Here is a 22449-nt window from a genome sequence, read left to right on the forward strand (position 1 = left end):
ACTTCGTTGCGGTGCGTGACCTGAGGCGTCACGAACCGGTCGCCTCGAGGTACTCCATCGAGCGCACCGACGAGTTGACCAGCGGGCGGAACCGGCCGCCGGGGGTCGCCGCGGGGTGACCGGTGGGCAGGTACGCGGCCCGCATCGCCGCGCTGATCTCGTGGGCCGCGTGCGTGAGCAGCTCGACGTGTCCCAGGGTCGGCGCGTCGTCGTTCGGCACCACGACGCCGATCGCCGCGATCACGTCCTGATGCGCGCCGAAGACGGGAACGGCGATGCCCCGCGACTCCTCGTGGATGTGACCGTCGCAGACGACCCAGCCGTCCGCGCGGATGCGGCGGAGGGTGGAGCGCAGCCCGGCCTCGGTGTGGATCGTGTGCGGCGTGTACCGCCGCATCGGGCCGGCCAGCACGGCATCGACGACGGATTGACCGGAGTGGGCCAGCAGGACCAGCCCGCTCGAGGACGCATGCAGCGGGATGCGGCCGCCGATCAGTGTCGCGTTCACGACGGCGTCGCGAGCAGACAGCCGATCGAGGAACAGCACCTCGTTGTCGCTGAGGACGCCGAGCTGCGCGTGCTGGCGCACCCGTGCTTGAACGGCCTGCAGGTGGGGCCGGGCGAGCTCGCGCAGTCCCAGTGCCCCGGGCGTGCGGCACGCGAGCTCCCACAGGCGCACGCCGAGCCGATACGTGCGATCGGGCAGACGCTCGAGGAGTCCCTCGCGCTCGAGCTCCGCGACGATCCGGTGCGCGGTGGACGGAGCCAGCGCAGCCCTGTCGGCGATCTCGCTCAGGGTCAGGAAGGGGACGTCGGCGTCGAAGGCGCCGAGCACCCGCAGATGCTTGTGGAGGACGGATTCGCCATCGGATGCACGTGCCACGGGTCTCCTCATCGAGCGGGGCGGGCCGTCCTCGACGGCTGCGGTGATCATACGCGCGGTTCCGTTGAACGGAAAGGGCGTCGTGGCCGGAGGGCGCCTGGACGTAGCGTGTGAGTGCTCCGGATCACGTGATCGTCACGAAGTCAGAATTCGTTCCAAAATCGTTGACAATCTCGTCCTCGATCTTTAGCGTTTCCCTAGAGCGGTAGGGATCGGCGCCGCTGCACCCCCGAGCAACGATGCGATCTGGGAAAGGTGACACATGGCCGCGCGGCTGAATCTGACCGATGTGTCGCTGCGCTTCGGAGGCATCAAGGTGCTCGAAGAGGTGAGCTTCGAGGTCGAGCCCGGCGCGATCTTCGGACTCGTGGGCCCCAACGGCGCAGGCAAGACCTCCCTCTTCAACTGCATCAGCGGCCATTACAAGCCGACATCCGGCTCGATCAGGATCGACGAGACCGAGGTCCAGGGGTCGCAGCCCTCAGCCCTGTCACGGCACGGGCTCGCCCGCACGTTCCAGCATCCGGCCCTCCAGCTGCACTCGACGGTGCTCGAGAACGTCCTGCTCGGGGCGCACACCCGACTGCCCGGCGGACCGATCGAATGGTCGCTCCGACTGCCGCGCACGACCCGCGCTGAGAAGGCCCTGCGCGCCGAGGCCCGCGATCTCCTCGATCGCAACGGGCTGGGCTGGGCGGCCGATGTGCACGCCGACGAGTTGTCGCACGGCCTGCACAAGGGCATCGAACTGTGCCGGGCGCTCATCTCCAAGCCTCGGCTGCTGCTGCTCGACGAGCCCGCGGCCGGCCTCCCGCACTCGGAGGTGGAGCAGTTCATCGCCACGATCAAGCGCCTCCGCGACGAGGAGGACATCACGGTCGTGATCGTCGAGCACCACATGGGACTGATCGCGGCCCTCACCGACCGCGTCGTCGTGCTCGACCACGGCCGCAAGCTCATGGAGGGCACAGCCGCCGAGGCGCAGTCCGATCCCCGCGTGATCGAGGCGTACATCGGCAAGGAGGCCGCCGATGACGCTGCTTGAGCTCAGCGATGTCACCGCCTTCTACGGGCCGGTGCAGGTGCTGGAGGGCGTGACGCTCTCCGTTCCCGACGGTGGTGCGGTCGGCATCCTGGGTGCGAACGGCGCAGGCAAGACGACCACTCTCCGTGCCATCAGCGGCACGGTCCGCGCGGGCGGGAAGATCGTGTTCGACGGCACCGACATCCGAGGGATGCGGCCGGACAGGGTCGCCGCCCTCGGCATCGCGCACGTGCCGGAGGGGCGCGGGACGCTCGCGGGGCTGACGGTGCGCGAGAACCTCAGGGTCGGCGCGTACCTGCGCAAGGACCGCAAGGGCATCGAGTCCGACATCGAGTACTGCCTGGACCTCTTCCCCAACCTCAAGGAGCGGATCAAGTCCCACGGCTCAGCACTGTCCGGCGGCGAGCAGCAGATGCTCGCGGTCGCCCGCGCCGTGATGGCGAAGCCCCGGCTGATGCTGCTGGATGAGGCATCCCTCGGGCTCGCCCCGAGTACCGCGAAGAACGTCTACCAGGCGATCGGCCGCCTGCGGAAGGAGTCCGGCATCGCGATGCTCGTGGTCGAGCAGAACGCCAATCTCGCCTTCACCCTCGTCGACACCGCGACCGTGCTCGAGACCGGGCGCAATGCGCTTACCGGCACCTCGGCCGAGCTCAAGGGCATGGACGAGATCCGACGCGCCTACCTGGGGGGCTGAGATGGGCACCTTCATCCAGCTCGTCATCGACGGACTCTCCGCAGGGTCGATCTACGCCGCGCTTGCACTCGCGATCGTGCTCGTGAACCAGGCGACGGGGCTGATCAACTTCGCGCAGGGCGGGATGGCCGTGCTCGCCGCGTACTTCGCGTACTCGTTCATCCAGTGGGGTGTGCCGCTGATCCTCGCGATCCTGCTGTCGATGCTCGCCTCCTTCGTGCTCGGCGCACTGATCGAGCGCTTCCTGATGCGACGGTTCGAGCGCGGCGACCCCGACACGGCGGTCGTGGTCACGATCGGCCTCCTCACGCTCATCACCGGCCTGTGCGGCTGGATCTGGAGCTTCAACAACCTGCAGTTCCCGTCGCTGTTCCCCCTCCAGAGCGTCAACATCCTGGGCGCGGTGGTGAGCGTCCGCTCGATCGGCACGACGCTCGTGATCGTCGGCATCATGGTGCTGCTGCAGCTGCTCTTCATCGGAACCAAGCTCGGTCTGGCGCTGCGGGCGGTCGCGGTCAATCCGCAGTCCGCCGCGTTCTCGGGGCTGCCGGTCGGGCGGCTGCTCATGGTGGGCTGGGGCCTCGCCGCCGCCCTGGGCGCGATCGCCGGAGCGCTGATCGCCCCCTCCCTCACCCTCACGCCCGGGATGATGGATGCCGCGCTGGTCTACGCGCTCGCCGCCGTCATCCTCGGCGGACTCTCCAGCCCGATCGGCGTCGTCGTCGCGGCGTGGATGATCGGCGTTCTGGAGAACCTCGCGGCCGTCTACGTGCCCTTCATCGGCTACGACCTGAAGATCGCGGTGCCGTTCATCCTGATCTTCGTGGTGCTGATCGTGCGGCCGCAGGGTCTGTTCGGCCGGAAAGAAGTGGTGCGAGTGTGATGGCCGCGGCAGCAGGATTCTGGAGCCGACCGTGGGTGCGGTGGGCGGCCGTCGGCGTCGTCGTCGTGCTGCTGATCGTGCTGCCCCTGGTCCTGCCCGAATTCGCGAATCAGACCCTCGCCCGCATCGGCGTGTTCGCGGTCGCCGTGCTCGGCCTGAACGTCGTCATGGGCTACACGGGGCAGGTGTCGCTCGGGCAGATCTTCTTCGTGGGCGTCGGCGCCTACGTGACCGCGTACGGGGTGAACGCCGACTGGAACATCGCGCTCGTCTTCATCCTCGCGGTGCTGATTCCCGGCGTCATCGGACTGCTCGTCTCGCTGGCCGCGGCACGGTTGGGCGGGCTCGCGATCGCGATGGTGACGATCGCCCTGCCGATCATCGGCGTGCCGCTCGCGAAGCGGCTGTCGGAGTTCACCGGCGGATCGCAGGGCTCGTCGGCGCGCTTCTCGGCCGCGCCCGAGTGGACCGGCCTGTACAACGACCAGTGGCAGCTGTACATCGTGATCGCCATCGCCGGCATCGTCTTCCTGCTGACCCGCAATCTCGTGCGCGGCAAGTACGGCCGCGCATTCGCGATCGTCAAAGGCAACGAGGCCGTCGCATCGTCGATGGGCATCTCGCCCTATCGCTACAAGGTGCTCGCGTTCACGATCGCGTCGCTGATCGGCGGGGTCAGCGGATTCCTCTACATGGTGGTCGTGCAGTACACCTCGCCCGAGACCATGAGCTTCGGGCACTCGATCACCCTGCTCGCGGCGATGGTGATCGGCGGCGCAGGCAGCATCATCGGCTCGCTGCTCGGCGGGGCGTACTACGTCCTGGCCCCGCAGATCACGAACGCGATCGACCCCAGCCTCACCGCCGTGCTGCAGGGCATCATCCTCCTCGCGATCCTGTTCGTGCTGCCCGGCGGTCTCGTCTCGCTGCCGCGACTGTTCCGGCGTCGCAAGCGCGAGGATCGCGGGATGCCGCCCCCGCGGGTCGCCGTACCGGCCGCGGCATCCGCATCATCGACATCACCGCCCGAACCCAACCCACCCACACAGTCAGAAGAGAAGAGGCAGGACACATGAGCACAATGCGCAGGAGAATGCGGATCACCTCGGTCGTCGCGGGCATCGGCATCGTCGCCGTCCTCGTCGCCGGATGCGCCCGCGGAGGCGACGCCGACAGCGGCGGCGACGCGACCGAGGGACCGGTCGAGGCCAGTCCCGGCATCACCGACACGACCCTCACGTTCGGCATCACGAGCCCGCTCACGGGCGCCACGGCCGGACCGGGCAACTGCACCGTCGACGGAGCGCTCGCGTACTTCGGCGTCAAGAACGCCGAGGGCGGCATCGAGTTCGGAGACGGCAAGACCCGTACGATCGAGATCAAGGCCTACGACGACGCGTACGACCCGCAGAAGGCGCTGACGAACTTCCAGCAGATGGTCTCCGACGGGGTCTTCGCGGCCGGCATCGGCCTCGGCACGCCGACCAACCGCGCCTGGCGCGAAGCGGCGATCGACGAGGGCGTTCCGCAGGTGCTCGTCATGACGGGCGACCCGATCTTCAGCGACCGCGCCGAGAGCCCGGAGCAGATCGGCCTCGTGCCGATCTACCAGCAGGAGGGCGGCGCGTTCGGCGAGCTCCTGGCCAGCTCGACCGACGAGCACAAGGTCGCGATCCTGAGTCAGAACGACGACTACGGCAACGGCTATGTCGAGGGCTTCATGGACGCCATCGAGGGTGCCGACAACATCGAGGTCGTGAAGGCGCTCACGTACGAGGCGACCGACACGTCCGTCGACGCGCAGCTCACCGAGCTCGCAGCCACCGGCGCCGACGTCTTCGTCAACGCCATGTCGATCACGCCGCTCGTGATCTCGTCGCTCAAGAAGACCGAGGAGCTCGGCTGGCTGCCCAGCTGGTTCCTGCCGTCCAACACCTCGAGCCCGGGCGGCATCCTGCAGCAGCCCGACGTGCACGCTGACGTGTTCCCCGGCATCTACACGGTCGCATTCTCGCAGTCGGCCGCAAGCCCGACCTTCGCCGAGAGCGAAGAGGGTCAGGCGTTCCTCGACGCGATCGCCGAGTACACCAACCAGGAGGGCGTGCCCGCGTTCCCGCACTGCGTGTGGAGCTGGATCGCCGCGGCGACCCTCGAGCAGGCCTTCATGAAGATGGAGGAGCCCACGCGCGAGAGCTTCATGGATGCGCTCATGAGCATCGAGGGCTACGCGGCTCCGTTCATGCTCGAGGGCTCGACGATCGACACGACGCAGGACGGCAAGCCGGCGGTGTCGGCAGTCCAGGTGCAGAAGTACAACGGCAAGGGCTACGCCCCCGCCGAGACGTACGGCGGCTGAGCCGACCTGAGCCGACAGAGGCCGGGGCGTTCCGCGAAGCGGGCGTCCCGGCCTCTTTGCATGCGCCGGCCTCCGCGCCCCGAACCCACATGTCTTCGGCGAACCCACGCGTTGCGCATGCGCTTTACGTGTGGGTCCGCGCGGAAGGCATGGGTTCGCGTGGAATCGGTGAGTTCGGGTTCGCGCGGAAGGCGTGGGTTCGCGCGAAGGAGTGTGTGCGCACGAACGTGGGTTCGCGCAGAAGGCGTGGGTTCGGCGAGCCGGGCGGCCGGGGTCAGGGCGCGGGGAAGGGCCAGCCCGTGTAGGCCTCGGCCAGGTAGGTGCGGCCGGCCTCGGACTCCACGACAGAGCGCAGCTCGCCGAGCTGGCGCAGCCGGTCGAAGTCTGAGGCGTCGGGTGCGACGTGCAGCATGCTCGTCATCCACCAGGAGAAGTGCTGCGCCTTCCAGATGCGCTTGAGGGCGGCATCCGCGAATCCGTCGATGAGCCGCTCATCGTCCTCGAGCAGGAGAGCCTGCAGTGCGCGGTTCAGCAGCAGCACGTCGGCGACCGCGAGGTTCATGCCCTTGGCACCGGTCGGCGGCACGGTGTGCGCGGCATCCCCGACGATCGCGACACGGCCCTTGCGCAGCTCGTGGGCGACGAAGCTGCGGAAGCGCAGCACGTCGCGCTGGAAGATCGGTCCCTCCACGAGGGTCGTACCCGGCACCCGTGCCTGCAGCGCGGACCACACCTCTTCTTCTGTGAGCGCGTTCGGGTCGGCCTCGGGATCGCACTGGAAGTACATGCGCTGCACCGTCGGGCTGCGCTGGCTGACCAGGGCGAACCCGTCGGGCGAGTTGCTGTAGATCAGCTCGTGCGCGCTCGGCGGCGCCTCGGTCAGGATGCCGAACCACGCGAACGGGTACTCGCGGAAGTAGCCGCCCGTGGAGGAGCCGGTGACCGCCGCGCGGACGACGCTGCGAGACCCGTCGGCGCCGACCACGAAGTCGGCCTCGATGACGAGCTCTTCTCGGTCGGCGTCGACTGCGACGACCCTCGGCAGTGCGCCGTCGGCGTCTTCGACTCGTTCGACGGTGACTCCGAAGCGCAGATCCTGGCCGCCTGCCAGCCGCGCGGCGATGAGGTCCTTCAGCGCCTCGTGCTGCGGGTACAGCCACACTCCGCGCCCGACGAGCTCCGCGAAGTCGATGCGGTGCCCGTGGCCGGCGAAGCGCAGCTCGATGCCGTCGTGGCGGCTGCCCACCGTGCGGGCCCGGCTGAACTCGCCCAGGGTGTCGAGCAGCTCCACGGTGCCCTGCTCGAGGATGCCGGCGCGGATGGTGCTCTCGATCTGCTCCCGCGTGCGCTGGTCCACGACGACCGACTCGATCCCCGCTCCGGCCAGCAGGTGGGACAGGAGCAGACCGGCGGGGCCGGCGCCGACGATGGCGACCCTGGTGCGGACGGTGGCGGTCATGACGTCTCCTTCGACGGTGCGCTCGGGGCTCAGAAGCGGTGCGGATGCCTCGGCCCAGTGTGCGGCCGACGGAGCACGAACGGCCAGCGGCTTCCCATTGAACGGGAAACCGCTCTCACCCGCGGAAGCCCAGCGACCGCTCGATGTCGCGCTTGCCGGCGTGGAGTTCGACGAGCGCCGGCTCGACAGGATCGTCTCGGCGGAGCACGACCGAGAGGGCCGCGGCGACCGCGCCGGTTTCGTCGCGCACCGGCACCGCGACCCCGGTGGAGACCGACTCGATGAACCCGCGCGCGACCGCATGGCCGAGCGCCCGCACCTCTGCGAGCTTTCTGCGAAGCGCGGCCGGGTCCGTGATCGTCTCCCGCGTGAGCGGCGGCAGGGGCGAGGCGAGGATGCGCTCCTGCAGGTCGCGGTCGCCGAACGCGAGCAGCACCAGGCCCGAAGACGAGGCATGCAGCGGCAGCCGCCCGGCGATACGCGTCACGTTGGAGCCCGAGTCCGGGCCGCTGAGCCGTTCCAGGAAGAGGGCCTCGTCCTGCTCGAGGATCGCGAGCTGCGTGTGCTCGCGGACGCGAGCCTGCACCCGCTCCATCGCCGGCATGGCGGCCTGGCGCAGGCGCAGCGCCTGCGATGAGCGCGTCGCGAGCTCCCACAGTCGCATGCCGATGCGGATGCGGCGATCGTCGTCGCGCTCCAGGAGCCCCGCGTCGACGAGTTCACCCACGATGCGGTGCGCGCTCGAGCCAGGCAGCCCGGCCCGTCGTCCGATCTCGGCCGCGGTCTGCACCGTGCGGGTCGGGGTGAAGGTCTCGAGCACGCGCACGAGCCGATCGGTGACGGAGTCGCCCGAGGTCGAGTTGGCCATGAGCAAGAATGACACGACTCTCATTGGATGGGAATGCACCTGCGCACGGCATCCCGTCCGGGGGAGCATGGATGAGCCCAAGATCGTGTCGAAGGAGACGCCCGATGACCACCGTCGATTCGGACCACACCGACCAGGAAGCGTTCTCGTCTTCCGTGGTCATCGAGCAGGCGGCCGCAGCGCCGGAGAGCCTGCTCGCCTCGCCCGACCAGCTCTCGCAGGCCGAGATCACCCAGGAGATCATCGACTACCACGCCGCGGCCGACGCCCGCGAGGCCGCCGGCGAGCGTGTCGCGATGACGCTGCACGACTTCCCGCCGTATCGCTCCAGCATCCTCCGCCACCCGACCAAGAACCCGAAGCTGGTCGATCCGGAGACGATCGAGCTCTGGTCGCCGGCGTTCGGTCAGCGCGATGTCGCCGCGATCGAAGCCGACCTCACGCTGCAGCACACCGGCGAGCCGCAGGGCGAGCGGATCACGGTGCAGGGCCGGCTGCTCGACTCGTGGGGCCGGCCGCTGGCCAACCAGCTCATCGAGCTGTGGCAGGCGAATGCCGCCGGCCGGTACATCCATCAGCGCGACCAGCACCCGGCCCCCCTCGACCCGAACTTCACCGGCGCCGGACGCATCGTCACGAACGACGACGGCGAGTACAAGTTCACGACGATCAAGCCCGGCGCCTACCCGTGGAAGAACCACGTGAACGCATGGCGGCCCGCGCACATCCACTTCTCGGTCTTCGGCACGAGCTTCACCCAGCGCATCGTCACGCAGATGTACTTCCCCGGCGACCCGCTGTTCCCCCTCGACCCGATCTACAACACCATCCGCCGCCAGGCCGACCGCGACCGGCTGATCGGGCAGTACGACCACGACCTGACCGTTCCCGAGTTCTCGATGGGCTACCGCTGGGACATCGTGGTCGACGGGCCCGATGCCACCTGGTTCGAGCCGGAAGAGGGAGAGCACTGATGTCGGTTCCCGTGAAGACCCACCTGGCCAGCCCGGGGCAGACCGTCGGCCCGTTCTTCGCGTTCGGATTGGACTACGCGAAGAAGCACGAGGTCGTCTTCCCGCACAGCCCCGGCGCGATCGTGCTCGGCGGCACCGTCTACGACGGCGCCGGAGCGCCGATCCCCGACGCCGTGATCGAGATCTTCGGCGCCGACTCCGATGGCAGCGTTCCGCGTGCGCGGGGATCGCTGCGTCGCGACGACCACAGCTTCACCGGCTTCGGCCGGGCATCCACCACAGACGACGGCCACTACGAGTTCTGGACGCGCAATCCGGGCTCCGTCGGCGGCGAGGCGCCGTTCTTCGCGGCCATCGTGTTCGCGCGCGGACTGCCCGACAAGCTGCACACCCGCATCTATCTGCCCGAGAACGCGGAACTGCTGGCTGCTGACCCGCTGCTTTCCTCGCTCGAGCCGGAGGAGCGCGATAGCCTCATCGCAACGCGCACGCCCGACGGCGGACTCCACTTCGACTTCCGACTGCAGGGCGAGAAGGAGACCGTCTTCCTTGTGTTCTGACCTTGGGCTCCTGAGCTCGTCGCAGGATCGCCCATGACCGCGTTCGACCTCGGCCTGCTCTCGCCGGTGACGGTGGGGTTCGATGACGCGGTATCGGATGCCGCGATCCTCGACGCGCTCGTGACCGCGGAGGTCGCGCTCGTGCGGGCACGCGGAGCGCTCGGGCTCGCCGAGCCCGACCTCGTCGCGCGCGTGTCCGATGCGTTCGGCTGGACGGGCGCGGGCAGCCCGTGCCGAGGCCACGCGATCGACGCGGCGGCACTGGCCGCAGCATCCGTCGCCGGGGGGAACCCGGTCATCCCGCTTCTGTCGCTGCTGACCGACGCTGCCGGAGCCGACGCGCAGATCCATCGCGGGGCAACGAGCCAGGACATCATGGATTCGGCCCTCATGTTCGTCGCTGCGCACGCCGGGCGTGAGGTCTCCGCATCGCTGACCTCGACGGCCGGCGCACTGCGCGGGTTCGCCGCCGAACACCGTGGCGAGGTCGCGGCAGCCCGAACCCTCACCCAGCACGCGGTGCCCACGACGATCGGACTGCGTGCGGCGAACTGGCTGCGCGGAGTGCAGCGCGCGGTCGCGCGAGTGGATGCCGCGACCGAGGCGCTCCCGGCGCAGCTGGGCGGCGCGGGCGGAACGCTCGCCTCCTTCGTCGAGCTGCACGGGCCGTCCGAGGCCGCGAAGCTTCCCGCGGCCTACGCCGCCGAGCTCTCCCTCGCCGCGCCCGATGCCCCGTGGCACACGACACGCTGGCCCGTGACCGAACTCGGGGATGCGCTCGTGCAGGCGATCGACGCGGTCGGCGTGATCGCGGCCGATGTCGCGACCCTGAGCCGCACCGAGATCGCCGAGCTGTCGGAGGGCGCAGGGGGCGGCTCCTCCGCGATGCCGCAGAAGCAGAATCCGGCGGCATCCGTCCTCATCCGCTCCGCGGCGCTGCGCGCGCCGCAGCTGGGCGCGACACTGCATCTGGCGGCCGCGCTGGCAGTGGACGAGCGACCCGACGGTGCGTGGCACGCCGAGTGGCCGACGCTGCGCGAACTGCTGCGGCTCGCGCTCGGGGCCACCGGCACCGCGGCCCGCCTGGTCTCCGGACTCCAGGTCGACGCCGACGCGGTCGCGCGCAACCTCGCACAGACCCGCGGGCTCATCGTGGCCGAACGGCTCTCGCTCGTGCTGACCCCGATCATCGGCAAGGCACGGGTCTCGCAGATCGTCGCCCACGCCGGTCGTGGCGGCGACCTCGCCGCACTGCTGCATGCCGAGCCGGCGCTGGCCGGACTCGACATCGATGCGCTGCTGGACCCCGCCGGCTACACGGGCCTCGCCGGCGCTCTCGTCGATGAAGCCGTGTCGGGGGACGAGTCTTGAGCATCCCGCAGATCACGCTGACCGCTCCGGTCGGACCCGAAGACGCGCCGCTCCTCGTGCTCGGCCCGTCGCTCGGCACCTCGACGATCCTCTGGGAGAACGCGATCCCCGCCCTCGCCGAGAGATACCGGGTGGTCGCGTGGGATCTGCCCGGACACGGAGCGTCACCGGCGACGACCGAGCCGTTCACGGTCGCCGACCTGGCGGATGCAGTTGCGGGAGCCGCCCGCGCCCTCGGCGCCGACCGCATCCTGTACGCGGGCGTCTCGCTCGGCGGCGCGACGGGCCTCGAGCTCGGGCTGCGGCATCCCGAACTCGTCTCCGCCCTCGCGATCGTCGCGTCCGGCGCGCAGCTGGGCGAGCCGAGCGGGTGGCGCGAGCGCGCAGCGACGGTCCGCGCCCAGTCGACGTCGGTGCTGATCGTCCCGTCCGCCCAGCGGTGGTTCGCGCCCGGCTCCATCGAGCGCGAACCCGACCTGTCCGGCCGTCTGCTGCACGCACTGCGCGACGCGGATTCCGAGAGCTACTCGCTGTGTTGCGAAGCGCTCGCCGCGTACGACGTGCGCGCCCGGCTCGGCGAACTCCGGATGCCGGTGCTCGCGCTGTGGGGAGAGCATGATGCGGTCGCGCCTGAGGCGAAAGCCGTCGAGATCGCGGGCGGGGTGGGCAATCGGCGCGCGGAGATGCTCGCGGATGTCGCACACCTGCCACCCGCCGAGCGGCCGGCCGCGACCGCAGCGTCGCTCATCGCATTCTTCGAATCCATCTCCGCGCCGAAGGAGTACCCGCATGGCTGAGTCCCCACCCCGCCCCGACGGCGAAGGTCTGACCGACGCCGAGCGCTACGCCCAAGGCATGAAGGCCCGACGCGAGGTGCTCAGCGACGGGCACGTCGACCGCGCGATCGCGAACACGACGCCGGTCACGGCCGACTTCCAGGACCTGATCACCCGCTACGCGTGGGGCGACATCTGGTCGCGACCCGGTCTGGACAGGCGGTCACGCTCGGTCGCGGTGCTCACGTCGCTCATCGCTCACGGCCACCATGAGGAGCTCGCGATGCACCTGCGCGCAGCCCTACGCAACGGACTCACGGTCGACGAGATCCGCGAGGTCATCCTGCAGTCCGCGATCTACTCGGGCGTCCCAGCTGCGAACACGGCCTTCCGCATCGCGAGCGAGGTCTTGAACGAGGAATGAGCACCTCAGCCGCGCTCGATGACCGCGTCGTCCTGCGGTTCCTCGCGACGCCCGCCGACACCGCTGCCGGTGGCCGCTCGGTCGCCGCCGGCAGCGTCATGGAATGGATCGACAAGGCGGGGTACGCCTGCGCGGTCGGGTGGTCGGGAGCGTATTGCGTCACGGCGTACGTCGGCAATGTGCGTCATCGCCGCCCGATCCCGCCGAGCAGTCTGATCGAGGTGCAGGCGCGCATCATCCACACCGGGCGCACGAGCATGCATGTCGTGGTCACCGTCTCATCGGCCGATGTCAGCACGCGGAGGTATACGCCGGCGACCACGTGCGTGCTGATCTTCGTGGCGAAGGACGCCGATGGCCGGCCGGCGCCCGTGCCGCCGTGGATCCCGGTCACGCGCTCCGACCGCAAGCTCGCCGACGCCGCGATCGAGCGCATGGATTCGCGAGCCCAGATCAAGCGACTCATGCTCGACGAGGCGTACTCCGAGGAGTCCGCCGCTCCGCGCACGACGCTGCGCTTCCTGGTGCCGCCGGGCGTGGTGAACTTCGGCGGCAAGGCCCACGGCGGCACCGTGATGCGCTGGATCGACGAAGCGGCGTACGCGTGCGCTGTGGGGTGGGCGGGCGCCGACCCCCTCGCCGACCACGCGATCGGGGTCTATTCGGGCGGCATCCACTTCCTCGCTCCCGTGCGGATCGGCGAACTGGTCGAAGTCGACGCGCGCATCATCCTCACGAGTCCGCACAGCATGCACATCAGCACCCGCGTCTCGACCGCCGACCCGCGCCGTCCTGACGATCTGACCCTCACCACGCAGTGCCTGAGCGTGTTCGTCGTGCCCGATGACGGCGGCGTGGCGATGGCTGTGCCGCAGTGGCAGCCGACGCTCCCCGAGGACGTTCGCCTGCACGAGCACGCCCGCGAGATCGTGCGGCTCCGCGAGACCATCGTGCCGCTGGCGGCGTCACTCACGCTCGAGCCGTAGTTCCGGGGGAGGGTCTCTGCGCGACCGCGGACCGAGATCCACTCGCGCGCTGGCGGCCCGTGGTCCGTCTCTGCTATTCTGTGCGTATAACGCATGAGTGTGCGCATAGCGAACACGCGAAGGGGCGAATGTGATCGACAAGACGGTTCCGGATGCCGAGACCGCGGTCTCCGGCATCCCCGACGGCTCGACCGTGATGATGGGCGGCTTCGGGCGCGCGGGCCAGCCTGTCGAGCTGATCGACGCGCTCATCGCACAGGGTGCCGGCGACCTCACGATCGTCGCGAACAACGCCGGCAACGGCGACACCGGACTCGCGGCACTGCTGGCCGCCAAGCGGGTGCGGAAGATCATCTGCTCGTTCCCGCGCCAGCACGACTCCTGGGTGTTCGACGGGCTGTACCGGGCGGGAGAGATCGAGCTCGAGATCGTCCCGCAGGGCAACCTCGCCGAGCGGATCCGGGCCGCAGGCGCCGGCATCGGAGCATTCTTCTCGCCGACCGGGGTCGGCACCGAGCTGGCGGAGGGCAAAGAGGCGCGGACGATCGAGGGCCGCGACTACGTGCTCGAGTACCCGATCCGCGCGGACTTCGCCCTGGTCAGCGCGCTCAAGGGCGACCGCTGGGGCAACCTGGTCTACCGCGAGACGGCACGCAACTTCGGACCGATCATGGCTTCTGCCGCCACCACCACGATCGTGCAGGTCGACGAGATCGTGCCGCTCGGTTCCCTCGATCCGGAGACCGTGGTGACGCCCGGCATCTTCGTGGATCGGGTCGTCGCAGTGGGCGAGCGCATCTGGCTCGACGACGGCACGTTCATCGGCGGTGTCGATCTCGAGGGTCGTCCTGTCGAATCCGCCCTCTCGGAAGGGTCAGCCCGGTGAGCACCCGCATCAGCCGTGACGAACTCGCCCGCAGGATCGCCGCCGACATCCGCGAGGGGTCGTACGTGAACCTCGGCATCGGCGCTCCGACCCTCGTGGCTAACTTCCTGCCGGAAGACCAGGAGATCATCCTGCACACCGAGAACGGGCTGCTCGGCATGGGACAGGCACCGGATGCCGACCATGTCGACCCCGACCTGATCAACGCCGGCAAGCAGGCGGTCACCGCGCTGCCGGGTGCCGCATACTTCCATCACGCCGACTCGTTCGGCATGATGCGCGGCGGGCACCTCGACGTCTGCGTGCTCGGCGCGTTCCAGGTGTCGCAGACCGGCGACCTCGCGAACTGGTCCACCGGTGCGCCCGGTTCGATCCCCGCCGTCGGCGGGGCGATGGACCTGGCGATCGGGGCGAAGGCCGTCTACGTCATGACCGACCTGCTGACCAAGACGGGGGAGTCGAAGCTCGTCGTCGAGTGCTCCTATCCCCTGACAGGCGTCGGCTGCGTCACTCGCGTCTACACCGATCACGCCGTGTTCGATGTGACCCCCGACGGCTTCGCGCTGCGCGAGGCCTTCGGCGACAACACGCTCGAGTCGCTCTCCGAGCTGACCGGGCTGACGCTCGCTGCCGCGAAGGAGAACTGACATGCCCGCAAGCTTCGTGTACGACGCGGTCCGCACTCCGTTCGGGCGTGCCGGCGGCGCCCTGTCCAGCGTGCGACCCGACGACCTGGCGGCCGTCGTGATGCGCTCGATCGTCGATCGCACGGGCATCGATCCCGCCCGTATCGAGGACGTGATCTTCGGAGACGCGAATCAGGCCGGCGAAGACAACCGCAACGTGGCGCGCTTCGGCGCTCTGCTGGCCGGCTTCCCCTCGTCGGTCCCCGGCGTCACCGTGAACCGTCTGTGCGGATCGGCCGTGGAGGCCGTGATCCAGGGATCGCGTGCGATCGAGGCCGGGGACGCCGACGTCATCCTCGCCGGCGGCGTCGAGTCGATGAGCCGCGCGCCGTATGTCGTGGAGAAGTCGCCGAAGCCGTTCCCGGCTGTCGGCAACCAGACGATGTGGAACACGTCGATCGGCTGGCGGATGACCAACCCGGCGCTTCGCAAGGATTGGACGATCTCCAATGGCGCATCCGCCGAGAAGCTCGCCGAGATCTACGGCATCTCCCGCGATGCTCAGGACGCGTTCGCACTGCGAAGCCACGTGCTCGCCGCCCTCGGATGGGACGAGGGCGCGTACGACGACGAGATCGTCCAGGTCCCGGGGCACGAGCTCGAGCTGGATGAGGGCATCCGCGTCGACACCACGATCGAGAAGCTGGGCGGTCTGAGGTCGCTGTTCGCGGCGGACGGGTCCGTGACCGCGGGCAACTCGTCGTCGATCAACGACGGCGCGGCCGCGCTGCTGCTCGCCGGCGAGGGTGTGCTCGAGGGCGAGCCGCTGGCCCGCATCGCGGGGCGTGCCGCGTTCGGCAACGACCCGCACGTGTTCGGTGTCGCGCCGGTCGAAGCCGCCAACCGCGCTCTGGCCCGTGCGGGCAGGACGTGGGCGGATGTCGATGTGGTCGAGCTCAACGAGGCGTTCGCATCGCAGAGCCTGGCGTGCCTGCAGCTGTGGCCAGACCTCGACCCGGAGAAGGTCAACATCCACGGCGGCGCGATCGCGATCGGGCATCCGCTCGGCGCGTCGGGCGGTCGGATCATCGGGCACGCCGCGCACGAGCTCGCCCGCCGCGGGGGCGGAGTCGCGGTCGCCGCGATCTGCATCGGCGTCGGCCAGGGCCTCGCGGTCGTCCTGGAGCGCTGAGGGCCGGTGACCACCCCCGATGCATCCGGAGACTTCGTGCAGTCGCTCGCGCGGGGACTGTCGGTCATCCGCGCGTTCGACGCCGACCACGCCGAGCTGACCCTCAGCGACGTGGCCCGCCGCGCGGGCATCACCCGCGCCGCAGCGCGCCGGTTCCTGCTGACCCTCGAGTCGCTCGGGTACGTCGCCTCCGATGCCCGCGCGTTCCGGCTGACGCCTCGCGTGCTCGAACTGGGGTTCAGCTACCTCTCCTCGCTCTCCCTGCCCGAGATCGTGCAGCCGCATCTCGAGGTCCTTTCGCGGGAAGTGGACGAGAGCGTGTCGGCCGCCGTGCTCGACGGCGCCGACATCGTCTACATCGCGCGAGTTCCGACACGGCGGATCATGAGCGTGCGCATCACGATCGGCACGCGGTTCCCTGCCTTCGCCACGAGCATGGGCCGGGTGCTGCTGGCGGGGCTCCCCGACGAGGCGGCGGATGCTGCGCTCGCGGCATCCGATCTCGCGCACCTCACTGATCGAACGCTCACGGACGCCGGGGCGCTGCGCGACGAGCTCGCCCTCGTGCGTGCGCAGGGGTGGTCGCTCGTCGACGGCGAGCTCGAGCCGGGCCTGCGCTCGATCGCGGCTCCACTGCGCGCGCGCGACGGCCGGGTCGTCGCTGCGCTCAACGTCTCGACCAGCGCGACGCGCGACTCGGTCGCGCATGTCCGCGACGCGTACCTGGCGCCGCTTCTGAAGACGGCGGCCGGGATCGATGCCGAGCTGAGACTCGTCTGATCGCGGGCGCTTCGTCGTTCGCAATCGGCGATCGCGCGCGCAGTTCGCGGTGGAGCGCATTGAACTTCCGGTTCACACAGCCTCACCGGCCGTGTGAGCCGGAAGTTCAATGCGCCTCCCGGCGAAGCGACGCCGACACCCGGCGGCCCACCTCCCACACATTGAGACGCCGTATCCGAACTGCTTAAGCGCGCATCACGCACACTTATGCGTAAAAGCGACTAATTGCGATAACGTGGGAGTGCGGCGTGACGATGCGTCGTCTGACCGCCGCATCCCATGGCGGTCGCCCTTCTGCAGAGAGCGCGCCCTCCATGCTCCTCGAGCGAGACCTCATCCAGTCCGTCGGATTCCGCAACGTGCGGGAGAACGGCCGCGTCACCGGATTCCAGCTGCGTCTGCGCATGCCGTCGTACCGCGGGATGGCGGCATCCCTGATCGACGGCGTCGCGGTGCGCGTCGGCGACCTGGTCGACGTTCCCGCCGACGTGCCGCTGTGGACCCTGCAGGGCCAGACCTACACACTTCAGCAGCTGTGGGACGGCGACGGCGTCCGCTGGCCGCTCGAAGACGCCGCGATCATCACAGTCCCCTTCGAGGGCGGCCTGCCCGACGGCGTGCACGAGGTCTCGATCGAGCTGCGCCTGCGCATGTCGTACATCCCCGTCGAGCACCAGCCATCGACCTACAACGTCACCAAGCACGTCACCCTTGCACCCGAGGCCGCAGGCGCGCCGTTCAAGTACGGCGTCTCCCTCTACAGCTTCATGACCGATTTCGGCACGGTCCTCGACCTCGAGACCGCGATGGCCGGCATCGCCGACATCGGCGCGACCGGGATCGAGATCCTGGGCGAAGGTCACATCCCGAACTACCCGAACCCATCGCAGGAGTGGGTCGACGACTGGTTCCGCCTGCTCGAGAAGTACGGCCTCGAGCCCACGAACTACGGCTCGTGGATCGACTCCCGCCTGCACTCCAGCGGAGCGAACGGCCGGGACATGACCGTCGAGGAGGGCGCGGCCGCACTGCAGCGCGACCTGCGCCTCGCCAAGCGGCTCGGGTTCCGGTTCGTGCGGCCGAAGATCGGCGTCGTCTCGAGCGACCTGGTTCCACACCCGATCTGGACCGAGGTCGTCGAGCGGAGTCTCCCGCTGGCCGAGGAGCTCGACGTGATCATCTGCCCAGAGATCCACTCGCCCACCCCGATCAAGCACGAGGTCGTCGACGAGTACATCGAGTTCATCAAGAGAACCGGGACCAAGCACTTCGGCATCCTCATCGACACCGGCATCTTCCAGGACCGCCCGATCCCGCTGCGGCCCGGCGAGCTGCCCGGCCGGCGGCCGGCGTTCCTGGATGGCATCGGGGTCGACCCGGCCGACTTCGCCGACGTCGCCGAGCACGTCGTGTTCATCCAGGCGAAGTTCCACGACATCGACGAGAACCTCGAGGACCAGCAGATCCCGTGGGAGCCGGTGCTGCGCGCCATCCGCGACGCCGGGTACACCGGATACCTCTCCAGTGAGTACGAGGGCGAGCGCGAACCGTGGCGCTCGATCGAACAGGTCCGCCGCCACCACTCGCTCATGCGCCAGGTCACCGACGCGCTCTGAGCCGCGGCATCCCGAATCGAAATCGAAGGAACACGAAAATGCCCAACGGACTCATCGCCGAAGACAGCCTGCGCGTGCACCCGGAGGGTCTCGCGCTCTCGCTGACCCTGCCCTGGTACAGAAGCCTCTGGCTGTCGTCGGTCGGCAGCTTGAGAGTGACGATCGACGGCACCGAGGTGCCGGCCGACGACATCGCGTTCGAGCTCAAGGGAGTGCGGTACACGCTCGACCAGTTGCCCGACCAGAGCGATGTGCTCTGGTACCTGCAGGAGCACCCGCAGCTGATCGTGCGCCGCGAGGCGCCGATCGCACTCGGCGGGACGCACCGGGTCGAGATCTTCGGCGAGCTGCGCCTGCCGTACATGCAGATCGCACCCGGCAAGGACGGCGGCCCCGGCATGTACGTGCCGAACTTCGTGCGGCAGTCGTTCACCCTCACGGCGACGGATCGGGATGCCGCACCCCCGGCCCTCGTGTCGGACGTGCCCCCGCCGCCGGCGGCGACCGACGAAGACCCGTTCAAGCTCGGCCTGACCCTGTACTCGGCCAGCGCGGAGTTCCGCGCCGGCTGGTTCGACTTCGACGGGCTGCTCGACCGGGTCGCCGAGCTCGGCATCGGCCCGGGCATCGAGATCGTGGCCTCGCAGGTTCTGCCCACCTACCCGATCGTCTCGGACGAGTTCGTCGCCGGCTGGCGGGCCGCGTTCGACAAGCACGGGTTCGACGCGAGCTCGTTCGGCGCGAACCTCGACATGGGCCGCCGTCGCGATCGCGACATGACTCCGGACGAGGAGTTCGAGTTCAGCGAGGTGATGTTCCAGGGCGCGAAGAAGCTCGGGTTCCCGCTCGTGCGCATCCAGAGCGCGAAGCCCGAGCTGCTGCGACGCCTGCTGCCGGTCGCCGAGAAGCTGAACCTCAAGCTCGCGTATGAGATCCACGCGCCGATGGGGCCGAACGCCGACGCCGTGCTCAAGGTGCGCGACACGTATGCCGAGCTCGACTCGCCGCTTCTCGGCTTCGTCGCCGACTTCTCCTCGACGATGCACAGCATGTCGCCGACGCTGCTGAGGGCCGTTCAGCGCGCCGGGCTCGATGACGAGGCGCTCGCGAAGCTGCAGGCGATCTGGGCCACCGACGCGACGATGCAGGAGCGCCAGCAGGAGTTCATCGGCTACCTCAAGGGTCGCGACTTCGATCCGGGCCGGCTCGGATCGTTCGCGCACCTCGCCTTCAACATGCACGGCCATGTCGCCCCGCAGGAGTGGGCCGACATCATGCCGCAGATCCTGCACGTGCACGCGAAGTTCTACGACATCGACGAGAGCGGACTCGAGCCGGCGATCGACTACCCCGAACTCGTGCGCGTCTTCGTGGAGAACGGCTACCGCGGCTACTGGTCGAGCGAATGGGAGGGCCATGCGTTCGCCGAGCTCGGCGAGGTCGACCCGCTCGTGCTCGTGCGCAAGCAGCACGACCTGATCCGCCGATCGATGCGGGAGCTGCAGCCGGCATGAGCGTGGGGGCGGCGCGTCAGGCGAGGGCGTGCGCGCCCTCTTCGACCAGGCGGCCAGCCTCCTCGAACAGTGCTCGCATCCAGCTGTGTTCGGGATCGCGGCCGTGGACGGGATGCCACCACAGGGCGTTGACCAGCGGTGTGGCGGCGAAGGGGAGACCCACCACCCGGATGCCCGCGACTTGCCGGGCAATCGGCGCCAAAGCCGCCTGAATGATTCCGAGGCGGTTCGTTCCTGCGATGAAGTACGGCATCGAGAGGAAGCTCTCGACGATCACCTCGATATGGGGTTCCACCCCGAGCTGCTGCACTTGCCGTGTCGCCGAGGTGAAGGCGGTGCGCGACTGGTAGGTCATGACCCAGGGCAGCGTGGCGATGTCATCCATTGTGAGCGCATCGCCGACTGTCGAGTTCGATTCCGAGACTACGGCGAGCCAGTCGTCGTGCCACAGATCCGCGTAAGGCAGGTCGGTCAGATAGCCGTGGGGGATCACCATCCCGTCCACCGACCGCAGTCGTGTGGCGGCGTCTTCGACGATCGAAGGGTTGTGCAGCATGAACCGGAAGCGCACGCCGGGGGCGCGCTCGGCGGCGAGCTCCGACACGACCTTTCCGATCGTGACGAACCCGTAGTCCGACCCGTAAACCGAGAACTCCCGGACCGACTCGGCCGGAGACCAGTTCGCCTGGCTCTCGAAGACGCGCCTTGCCGACTCGAGTGCCGTTGTCGTGTGTTCGGTGAGTCTCACCGCGAAGGGCGTGAGTTCGTACGAGTTTCCGCGCCGCGCGAGGATGGGGTCGCCGAAATGCGTGCGCAGGCGCGAGAGGGAGGCGCTCAGGGCGGGCTGACTCAGGTGCAGGCGCTCCGCGGCGCGCGTCACGCTGCGCTCGGTCAGCAGTGCGTCCAAGGACACCAGGAGGTTCAGATCGAGGCGGGAGAGCGGCGAGTTGTCGGTCACGACGGTGTGATCCTTCGTTCGAGATGCAGGTCCGATTGTATCGTTCGGCCCTATTCCCGTCGGGGTTTGCATCACGCACATCGATAACGATCGGGCGGAGACGGCCCGGCCTCAGGTGTCGGCATCCCACCGCGGCTTATGTCCTCCATCGATCAAACTAATGTGTGTTTTCGACACATCTAGGTCAAGATGGCAATACAGCGGAACGCAGCCCGTGTGTTCTGCAGACAACGAAGTCAGAAAGGCTGGACATGACACAGCACAGTCGCTCTCGCGTCCTCGGTCACGGCATCTTCGCCGTCACGGCCGCAGGTGCCCTCATCCTTGCCGGCTGCTCCTCCTCGGCCACCCCCGAAGAGTCGGCCGGAGGCGCGCAGGCGTTCTCGTTCACGTTCGCAACCTCCAACAACCTCGAGAGCCCGTACCAGACGCTGGCCGACCTCTACATGGAGGAGAACCCCGACGTCACCATCACGACCAACCCGACGCCCAACGACAAGTACGGCGAGACGATCCGCACCCAGCTGCAGGCAGGCAACGGTGCAGACGTGATCCAGACCACACCTGGAAGCGGTGACGCCCGTGGTCTGATCGGCCTCGCCGACGCCGGCTTCCTCGAGCCCCTCGGCGACACCGCCCAGAGCCTGGTGCCGGAGGGCAGTGAGTCGCTCTTCGAGATCGACGGCAAGGTCTACGGACAGCCGCTCGACTTCACCATCGGATCCGTCGTTGCGAGCTTCGGAAATGCGGGACGCATGGGTATCGCGGACTTCGTTTGGCCCGAGTCGATGGACGACCTCTACGCCGCGTGCGACGCCGCGGCCGCCACGGGCGGCTCGCTGTTCGCCCTCGCCGGCGCGGCCCCGCCGAACACGGGTCTGATGGCCCAGGCGATCTCTGCCACGCGCGTGTACGCCGAAGAACCCGACTGGAACCAGCAGCGCGCGGACGGCGACACGACCTTCGCCGACAGCGATGGCTGGAAGGACACACTTCAGACGATCATCGATCTGAACGACGGCGGATGCTTCCAGGCAGGGTCAGAAGGCGGTGGCTTCGACGCCATCACCAACGGTCTCTCCGGCGGAACCTCGATCGGCGGATTCATCCCGTCGGGCGCCGCGATCGAGATCGCGAAGGCTGCACCGCCCGAGGCCGCGTTCGCGGTCGAGCCGTTCCCGGCCGGCGATGGCGGAACGCCGTACATCATGGCCAGCTCGAACTACACGCTGTCGATCAACGCCGCCTCCAAAGCCAAGGACGCCTCCGCTGCCTTCCTCGAGTGGATGTCCGAAGACGCCCAGCAGCAGAAGTACTACGAGCTCTCGGGCGAGCTGCCCGTGTCCGCCTACAAGGACATGGACCTCACCGGCACGATCTACGAACCCGTGGTCGATCTGCTCGCGTCCAGCTCGTACACCTCCCTGCCGTCCAACGTCTGGCCCAACCCGTCGGTTTACGACGCGCTTTCGGTCGGCGTTCAAGGCCTCCTGACCGGTCAGAAGACGATCGACCAGGTGCTCGCCGACATGGACACCGCCTGGGATCAGTGACAATCTGACCGCCCGGGAGATCATCTCCCGGGCGGTCGCACT

22 protein-coding genes are annotated in these 22449 nt (G+C 68.9%); 18 read left to right on the plus strand and 4 right to left on the minus strand.

Annotated elements, in window-relative coordinates:
* Positions 1 to 28: 28 nt before the first annotated feature.
* Entirely contained in the window at positions 29 to 883 is an 855-nt protein-coding gene (locus BM349_RS12670; protein WP_091709233.1) for an IclR family transcriptional regulator, read from the minus strand.
* Between the two features lie 262 nt (positions 884 to 1145).
* On the opposite strand from BM349_RS12670, the gene BM349_RS12675 reads away from it, so the two are divergent.
* From BM349_RS12675 to BM349_RS12695, 5 genes are read left to right on the plus strand one after another with little or no spacing between them, the layout of a single operon-like run.
* Positions 1146 to 1928: an ABC transporter ATP-binding protein gene (locus tag BM349_RS12675; protein WP_091707309.1), complete on the plus strand. Its 783-nt coding sequence runs from the start codon at positions 1146 to 1148 to the stop codon at positions 1926 to 1928.
* Positions 1915 to 2625 carry an ABC transporter ATP-binding protein gene (locus BM349_RS12680; RefSeq protein WP_091707310.1) on the plus strand — a complete coding sequence of 237 codons (711 nt, stop codon included), beginning with the start codon at positions 1915 to 1917 and terminating at the stop codon, positions 2623 to 2625. The genes BM349_RS12675 and BM349_RS12680 overlap by 14 nt, the downstream gene beginning before the upstream one ends.
* A 1-nt stretch (position 2626) precedes the next feature.
* Complete coding sequence (locus tag BM349_RS12685) at positions 2627 to 3508, plus strand: branched-chain amino acid ABC transporter permease (RefSeq protein WP_091707311.1); 882 nt, start codon at positions 2627 to 2629, stop codon at positions 3506 to 3508.
* Complete coding sequence (locus BM349_RS12690) at positions 3508 to 4584, plus strand: branched-chain amino acid ABC transporter permease (RefSeq protein ID WP_091707312.1); 1077 nt, start codon at positions 3508 to 3510, stop codon at positions 4582 to 4584. Before BM349_RS12685 ends, BM349_RS12690 begins: the two co-directional genes overlap by 1 nt.
* On the plus strand, positions 4581 to 5864 hold the full coding sequence (locus tag BM349_RS12695; RefSeq protein WP_254773884.1) for an ABC transporter substrate-binding protein: 1284 nt from the start codon (positions 4581 to 4583) through the stop codon (positions 5862 to 5864). The genes BM349_RS12690 and BM349_RS12695 overlap by 4 nt, the downstream gene beginning before the upstream one ends.
* Before the next feature lie 274 nt (positions 5865 to 6138).
* On the opposite strand, the gene BM349_RS12700 is transcribed toward BM349_RS12695, so the two are convergent.
* The gene (locus BM349_RS12700) at positions 6139 to 7323 is read right to left on the minus strand and encodes a 4-hydroxybenzoate 3-monooxygenase (RefSeq protein ID WP_091707314.1); all 1185 of its coding nucleotides are present in this window, start codon (positions 7321 to 7323) and stop codon (positions 6139 to 6141) included.
* A gap of 115 nt (positions 7324 to 7438) precedes the next feature.
* Positions 7439 to 8206, minus strand: coding sequence for an IclR family transcriptional regulator (locus BM349_RS12705; RefSeq protein ID WP_254773885.1), 768 nt, complete (start codon positions 8204 to 8206; stop codon positions 7439 to 7441).
* Positions 8207 to 8295: 89 nt separating this feature from the next.
* Between BM349_RS12705 and pcaH the strand changes: the two genes are divergently transcribed.
* The 12 genes from pcaH (at position 8296) to BM349_RS12765 (ending at position 19896) form a co-directional block, all read left to right on the plus strand.
* Positions 8296 to 9165 carry a protocatechuate 3,4-dioxygenase subunit beta gene (gene pcaH / locus BM349_RS12710; RefSeq protein ID WP_091707316.1) on the plus strand — a complete coding sequence of 290 codons (870 nt, stop codon included), beginning with the start codon at positions 8296 to 8298 and terminating at the stop codon, positions 9163 to 9165.
* Positions 9165 to 9725 (plus strand): protocatechuate 3,4-dioxygenase subunit alpha, encoded by a 561-nt coding sequence (pcaG, locus tag BM349_RS12715; protein ID WP_091707317.1) that lies wholly within the window; start codon positions 9165 to 9167, stop codon positions 9723 to 9725. Before pcaH ends, pcaG begins: the two co-directional genes overlap by 1 nt.
* Before the next feature lie 33 nt (positions 9726 to 9758).
* Positions 9759 to 11096 carry a lyase family protein gene (locus BM349_RS12720; RefSeq protein ID WP_091707318.1) on the plus strand — a complete coding sequence of 446 codons (1338 nt, stop codon included), beginning with the start codon at positions 9759 to 9761 and terminating at the stop codon, positions 11094 to 11096.
* The gene (locus BM349_RS12725; RefSeq protein ID WP_091707319.1) at positions 11093 to 11893 is read left to right on the plus strand and encodes an alpha/beta fold hydrolase; all 801 of its coding nucleotides are present in this window, start codon (positions 11093 to 11095) and stop codon (positions 11891 to 11893) included. Before BM349_RS12720 ends, BM349_RS12725 begins: the two co-directional genes overlap by 4 nt.
* Positions 11886 to 12296 carry a 4-carboxymuconolactone decarboxylase gene (gene pcaC / locus BM349_RS12730; RefSeq protein WP_175525297.1) on the plus strand — a complete coding sequence of 137 codons (411 nt, stop codon included), beginning with the start codon at positions 11886 to 11888 and terminating at the stop codon, positions 12294 to 12296. The genes BM349_RS12725 and pcaC overlap by 8 nt, the downstream gene beginning before the upstream one ends.
* Complete coding sequence (locus tag BM349_RS12735; RefSeq protein ID WP_091707320.1) at positions 12293 to 13282, plus strand: acyl-CoA thioesterase; 990 nt, start codon at positions 12293 to 12295, stop codon at positions 13280 to 13282. Before pcaC ends, BM349_RS12735 begins: the two co-directional genes overlap by 4 nt.
* 130 nt (positions 13283 to 13412) lie before the next feature.
* Positions 13413 to 14168: a 3-oxoacid CoA-transferase subunit A gene (locus tag BM349_RS12740; RefSeq protein ID WP_091707321.1), complete on the plus strand. Its 756-nt coding sequence runs from the start codon at positions 13413 to 13415 to the stop codon at positions 14166 to 14168.
* Entirely contained in the window at positions 14165 to 14815 is a 651-nt protein-coding gene (locus BM349_RS12745) for a 3-oxoacid CoA-transferase subunit B (RefSeq protein ID WP_091707322.1), read from the plus strand. The genes BM349_RS12740 and BM349_RS12745 overlap by 4 nt, the downstream gene beginning before the upstream one ends.
* Before the next feature lies 1 nt (position 14816).
* The gene (locus BM349_RS12750; RefSeq protein WP_091707323.1) at positions 14817 to 15986 is read left to right on the plus strand and encodes a thiolase family protein; all 1170 of its coding nucleotides are present in this window, start codon (positions 14817 to 14819) and stop codon (positions 15984 to 15986) included.
* Between the two features lie 6 nt (positions 15987 to 15992).
* Positions 15993 to 16766 (plus strand): IclR family transcriptional regulator domain-containing protein, encoded by a 774-nt coding sequence (locus tag BM349_RS12755; protein WP_091707324.1) that lies wholly within the window; start codon positions 15993 to 15995, stop codon positions 16764 to 16766.
* Between the two features lie 314 nt (positions 16767 to 17080).
* The gene (locus BM349_RS12760) at positions 17081 to 18382 is read left to right on the plus strand and encodes a C-glycoside deglycosidase beta subunit domain-containing protein (protein WP_091707325.1); all 1302 of its coding nucleotides are present in this window, start codon (positions 17081 to 17083) and stop codon (positions 18380 to 18382) included.
* A 38-nt stretch (positions 18383 to 18420) separates the two neighbouring features.
* Positions 18421 to 19896, plus strand: coding sequence for a C-glycoside deglycosidase beta subunit domain-containing protein (locus tag BM349_RS12765; RefSeq protein WP_091707326.1), 1476 nt, complete (start codon positions 18421 to 18423; stop codon positions 19894 to 19896).
* A gap of 16 nt (positions 19897 to 19912) precedes the next feature.
* On the opposite strand, the gene BM349_RS12770 is transcribed toward BM349_RS12765, so the two are convergent.
* Positions 19913 to 20854, minus strand: a complete 942-nt coding sequence (locus tag BM349_RS12770; protein ID WP_091707327.1) for a LysR family transcriptional regulator — start codon at positions 20852 to 20854, stop codon at positions 19913 to 19915.
* A 251-nt stretch (positions 20855 to 21105) separates the two neighbouring features.
* Here BM349_RS12770 and BM349_RS12775 point away from each other — a divergent pair, with 251 nt between their 5' ends.
* A complete protein-coding gene (locus BM349_RS12775; RefSeq protein ID WP_091707328.1) occupies positions 21106 to 22407 on the plus strand; it encodes an ABC transporter substrate-binding protein in 1302 nt (433 codons plus the stop codon).
* Positions 22408 to 22449: the final 42 nt, after the last annotated feature.

It is taken from the genome of Microbacterium sp. cf046, from assembly GCF_900114345.1.
In the GTDB taxonomy this organism is placed as follows: domain Bacteria; phylum Actinomycetota; class Actinomycetes; order Actinomycetales; family Microbacteriaceae; genus Microbacterium.